4 protein-coding genes are annotated in these 4,542 nt (G+C 40.9%); 3 read left to right on the top strand and 1 reads right to left on the bottom strand.

Annotated elements, in window-relative coordinates; genetic code table 11:
* Positions 1-406: 406 nt before the first annotated feature.
* Positions 407-1,015 carry a helix-turn-helix domain-containing protein gene (locus tag H5072_RS12385; RefSeq protein ID WP_182693692.1) on the bottom strand — a complete coding sequence of 203 codons (609 nt, stop codon included), beginning with the start codon at positions 1,013-1,015 and terminating at the stop codon, positions 407-409.
* 282 nt (positions 1,016-1,297) lie between these two features.
* Here H5072_RS12385 and H5072_RS12380 point away from each other — a divergent pair, with 282 nt between their 5' ends.
* Genes H5072_RS12380 through H5072_RS12370 form a run of 3 tightly spaced genes read left to right on the top strand, consistent with a single transcriptional unit; the run spans position 1,298 to position 4,497 of the window.
* Positions 1,298-1,564: a helix-turn-helix domain-containing protein gene (locus H5072_RS12380; protein WP_182693691.1), complete on the top strand. Its 267-nt coding sequence runs from the start codon at positions 1,298-1,300 to the stop codon at positions 1,562-1,564.
* Positions 1,565-1,567: 3 nt separating this feature from the next.
* The gene (locus H5072_RS12375) at positions 1,568-3,775 is read left to right on the top strand and encodes a DDE-type integrase/transposase/recombinase (protein ID WP_182693690.1); all 2,208 of its coding nucleotides are present in this window, start codon (positions 1,568-1,570) and stop codon (positions 3,773-3,775) included.
* A gap of 14 nt (positions 3,776-3,789) precedes the next feature.
* Complete coding sequence (locus tag H5072_RS12370) at positions 3,790-4,497, top strand: AAA family ATPase (protein WP_182693689.1); 708 nt, start codon at positions 3,790-3,792, stop codon at positions 4,495-4,497.
* Positions 4,498-4,542 lie beyond the last annotated feature (45 nt).

Below are 4,542 nucleotides of genomic sequence, written 5' to 3'. Positions count from 1 at the left end.
CTTCGTATTTATTTACTTTTTTATTTTAATTTTCTAAAAATATACCTGCACGAATAGCCATAAAAGTATTTTCCCTCTTAATAGTGATCCAATTTTGATCTATAAATTGAGCATTTATTATCTTCGCTCAAAAATAGAACAATCAATAACTTAACTTTGTATTAAACGTTTTTTATTTACTAACGTATAACTATGTTAAGAAGAAAAATCGGCAAGCTTGCGTTTTCAGTGTGAGTGTAACTGACAGATCTAACTGGGTAATAGGGAATAGATAAGAATACATGGGAATAGGTGGGAGAAATAAGGGTTTAAGAGGAGTTTAATAAAAATTAAGTGCGAAAAAGAAAGAGCGAATAAAATGGGTAAAATTAAAACCCTGTTTTGCTACACGGGAACAGTTGGGTAACTAAAAAACAATCTCTGCTTTTACAACTTTACCCAATAATCCAAGAGTCTTCAAAATGTAGTGCGATTCAGTACTTCCATCTTCAATATAAAACTCAGTGTCTTTACGTTCGATGCTCTCAAATACTAGCTTGAGCTTAGTATCGGTTATAGCCAATTTAGCAGCAAAGTAGCAACCATTCATTGGACTGAGGAAACCGTACATACTACCTGGCGCTATGGATTTATCCTTGGTGTCTATGTATACAGTTGCATCCACAGGGATAGAGGTATGGGATACTTCACTCAGCTTAACTTGCAAAAGATCGTTATCTCTTGCGTAAATATCATCAAGCGTGTTGTCATTTGATTTCACAGAGTTTAGTGAATCGAGGGCATTATTCTTTGCCTGTTCTGTAGCCTTTGAATCATCCAGGCGCTTCTTAAGAATGTCGGTAAATGGCACATCAACCACCTCAGCAAACTCAATCAAATAATCAATAGGAGGATCTCTATGGCCTTCATAATTTGATTGGGTATGCCTATGCACACCAATACGCTTAGCCACAGTGCCTATATCTAGGGACTTTTGCTCTCTTAGCGCTTTTAAATAGTCATTGAATGCAGTCATGTTTCTTTAGGTCTGTGTTCGGATGATGGACTTATCATGTATTTAATCACACAAGCGCGTGCATACAAAATAAAAAATTAACACGAACCATGTTATCAAGTGCGATCTTTCGCGCTTTAAAAGTGCGAACTGCGAACCCCTTCAGTTAAAAATAAATACTAATAAATATCAATACCTTACACGTTTATGTATACGTTTGTATAAATTATAGTTTGAATGTATACGGTTGTATGTATATGCTTGTGTTCATGGATACAAGAATATACATAAAAGGTAACTCAAATGGATAGCATAGAATGCCTCGGTTGGACAAAAGCAGACATAAAAGCTGCGTTAGAAGATGAGGGTTGGTCGTGTCGCCAATTATCTTTTAGTCGTGGTTACACCTCAAATGCAGTGCAAACCGCACTGCATAGACCATACCCAGCTATTGAAAGAATCATTGCAGATGTAATCGGTGTAAGTGCCTGTGAAATATGGCCTGAGCGTTACGGTAAAGACGGCAAGCCAAACCGTAAGATCGGACGTCGTAAGATGAACGGAGCATAAGTCATGGAACTTTACACAGCTAAGCAAATTGCTGATTACTTACTTTTTAGTAAACGCAGCATTCAAATTAAAGCAAAAAATGAAAACTGGCCTTTTACCGAAGTTAAAAGCCGTGGTGGAAAAGTGCGTAAATACGCGCTTAGCGACTTGCCTGTATATGTACGTATACAAACCGAAGAGGCTATTATTAAATCATTGGATACGTCTGCATCTAAAAGTGGCGAATCATATTTAGCTCTTAATGAAAAAATGAGCAGCTTAAATAAAGATTTAATCAATCAACAGCGCCAGTTAAATCTTAAAAGCTTGGCCGGATTGCAAAGCATAGATCCTAAAGTAAATGCGAAAGTGCGCATATTAGAGGCAGCCGATTCATTTATAGCTTTAAACAAACTAGGTAAGATTGCAGGCTTAAAGCTTTTTAGTGAGCACTACAACCAGTGCATGTTAGATATTCCGGTAGAGTACAAAGCACTTATACCATCAGTGTCGCGTAACTCACTCATACGCTGGCAAAAAACCATTACTGAAAAAGGTGTCGCTGGGCTTGCTTTAAAGCCAAAGCGTACAGGCAAATCAATCATCGATTCAGACAAAGAGCTAGCCGATTTTTGCATAGCCATGATCTACCAATACCCACACGTAAAAGCCACACAAATAAAAGAGGGTTTAATCGCTCGCTTTTACCAAGTAGGTAAAGCACTACCAGCTGAAACCACAATTCGCGATTGGCTAACACGTTGGAAGCGCGAAAACAGCGCACTTTATACCAAAATGGCAAACCCAGATGCTTGGAAAAACAAGTATATGAGCGCCATGGGTAAAATGGACGAAAACGTAAAACGTCTAAACCAATTATGGGAGTTCGATTCAACCCCATCAGACGTAATGCTAACCGATGGCCGTCACTCATTAATCGGAATTATTGACGTATTTAGTCGCCGTGCAAAAGTCGTTATTCACCCAACAAGTGACAGCACCGGTATTTGTTTAGTTATCCGTAAAGCAATACTTGATTGGGGTATCCCTGAAATAGCACGTACAGATAACGGTAAAGACTACACCTCAATACAAATTAAGAGTGTGTTTGACGCGCTCGACATAAAGCACGAAACAACACGCCCGTTTTCAGGTGAAGAAAAGCCATACATAGAGCGCTTTTTCAAAACGTTCTCGCACGACATAGCCGAGCTATTAACGGGTTATATCGGTCACAACGTATCAGATCGCCAAGCAATCGAAGCGCGCAAAACCTTTGCACAGCGCCTATTAGCAAAGCAGGGCGGTGATAAATCAGCAATCGAAATCAACATGACAGCCCAGCAACTGCAAGAGTTTGTAGATAACTGGATCGATAACCGTTATCACCACAAGCCACACAGCAACATAGGTAACAAAACACCGTTCGATTTATTCGCAGCAAGTAGCGACCAAATCAAAGTGATCAAAGACGAGCGTTTGCTTGATGTAATGCTACAGCCAATACCTACAAATCGCGGTTTACGCATGGTAGGCAAAGAGGGCATAAAATTGAGTGGCGGTTTCTATATAGCATCGGAGCTAGGCGCAATCGTAGGCGATGAAGTGCTATGTAAATGGGACCCTAAAAACGTTGGCCGTATTTACGTATTCAATCGCATGAATAACGAGTTTATTTGTATAGCAGTAGACCACGAAATAGAGTCAGCAGGCATGACACGCCAAGACGTTGCGCAACATGCAAAACGCAGTCAATCAGCCGAAACATCACGCAAGCTAAAAGAGCTTAAACAGACCGCTAAAAGCGTCAACGTTTCAGACATAGCAAACGAAGTGCTCGGGCATTACACCACCCAAAATAAAGCACTTGCAACACTGCCTAAACAGTCGGTTGAACACACTAACGTCATAACGCAATCAACTATTAAAGCGCTCGACAGTAAGCCAGCTGTTGGCTTTAGCGACGAGCAATTAAGTGAATTTGAAAAGCGCCGTAAGCAGTTAGATGAAGAAACCGCAATAGCAAACGTAAACCCAACGCCGCTATTCGACAATCCACAAAGTAAAGCCATGTTCCATAAAAAACAGCGCCTAGCAAAACAGTTAATTCATGCAGATGCGCAGTGGCTAAATATATGGGAACAACAAAATCGCGCCTCTTCAAAGCGCCTAGATGACCTACTAAACGACATGAACGCAGCCCCAGCTGCACCAACTCAATTACATAAATAGTAAAAGGAAAACCCATGAAAACTAAAATAGCAATTGTAAGCAATGTAGTAGCTACGCAAATGATGGTCGAAGCGCTAAACCAGCGTGCACATGGTGTACCAGGGATAGGTTTAATTTATGGCGATCCAGGTCTAGGTAAAACCACCGCAACCGCATGGTTGGTAAACCGCTGCGACGGTATTTATATACGCGCCACATCAGGCATGACATTAGCCCAACTATTACGCCAAATAGTTAAAGAGCTAAGCGGCCCTGACATTTACACGCGCGAAGCCATGCTTAATTACATCATAGAGCACATGGCTATCTCTAATCGTCCGCTATTCATAGACGAAGCCGACTACCTGCTGAACGACAAAAATACACTCGAAATTGTGCGCGACATACACGATTTAACAAACTGCCCAGTAGTACTTATTGGCATGGAATCAGTACGCCGTAAATTACAGCGCCATCGCCAGTTTTTTAACCGCATATCAGAATGGCTAGAGTTCAAGCCACTGCAATTCAACGACCTACAAATAATCGTAAGCGCAGTAATAGAACCAAGCTTAACGATTAAAGATGACTTATTAAAACAGCTCTTAAGCGATACCGACGGAGAAGTGCGCCGCATCATTACAGGGCTTTCAAAAGTTGAAGCATTCGCGTTGGCAAACGGGCTAACAAGCATCGACCTACAGCAGTGGGGCAGCAAAGAATTTTTCCTTAAAAAAGCGTAGGAGAAACTTAGTGAGCCGCCCACAACTAAAAGATGCATGGGATGC

The sequence above is a fragment of the Pseudoalteromonas sp. SR45-5 genome (assembly GCF_014163565.1).
Taxonomy (GTDB): Bacteria; Pseudomonadota; Gammaproteobacteria; order Enterobacterales; family Alteromonadaceae; genus Pseudoalteromonas; species Pseudoalteromonas distincta.
This window is presented reverse-complemented; position numbering and strand designations above follow the sequence as displayed.

Bases quoted from the DNA above. Each gene is read 5' to 3' on its own strand.
- H5072_RS12385 (WP_182693692.1), bottom strand. From the start codon at position 1,015: ATGACTGCATTCAATGACTATTTAAAAGCGCTAAGAGAGCAAAAGTCC.
- H5072_RS12380 (WP_182693691.1), top strand. From the start codon at position 1,298: ATGGATAGCATAGAATGCCTCGGTTGGACAAAAGCAGACATAAAAGCT.
- H5072_RS12375 (WP_182693690.1), top strand. From the start codon at position 1,568: ATGGAACTTTACACAGCTAAGCAAATTGCTGATTACTTACTTTTTAGT.
- H5072_RS12370 (WP_182693689.1), top strand. From the start codon at position 3,790: ATGAAAACTAAAATAGCAATTGTAAGCAATGTAGTAGCTACGCAAATG.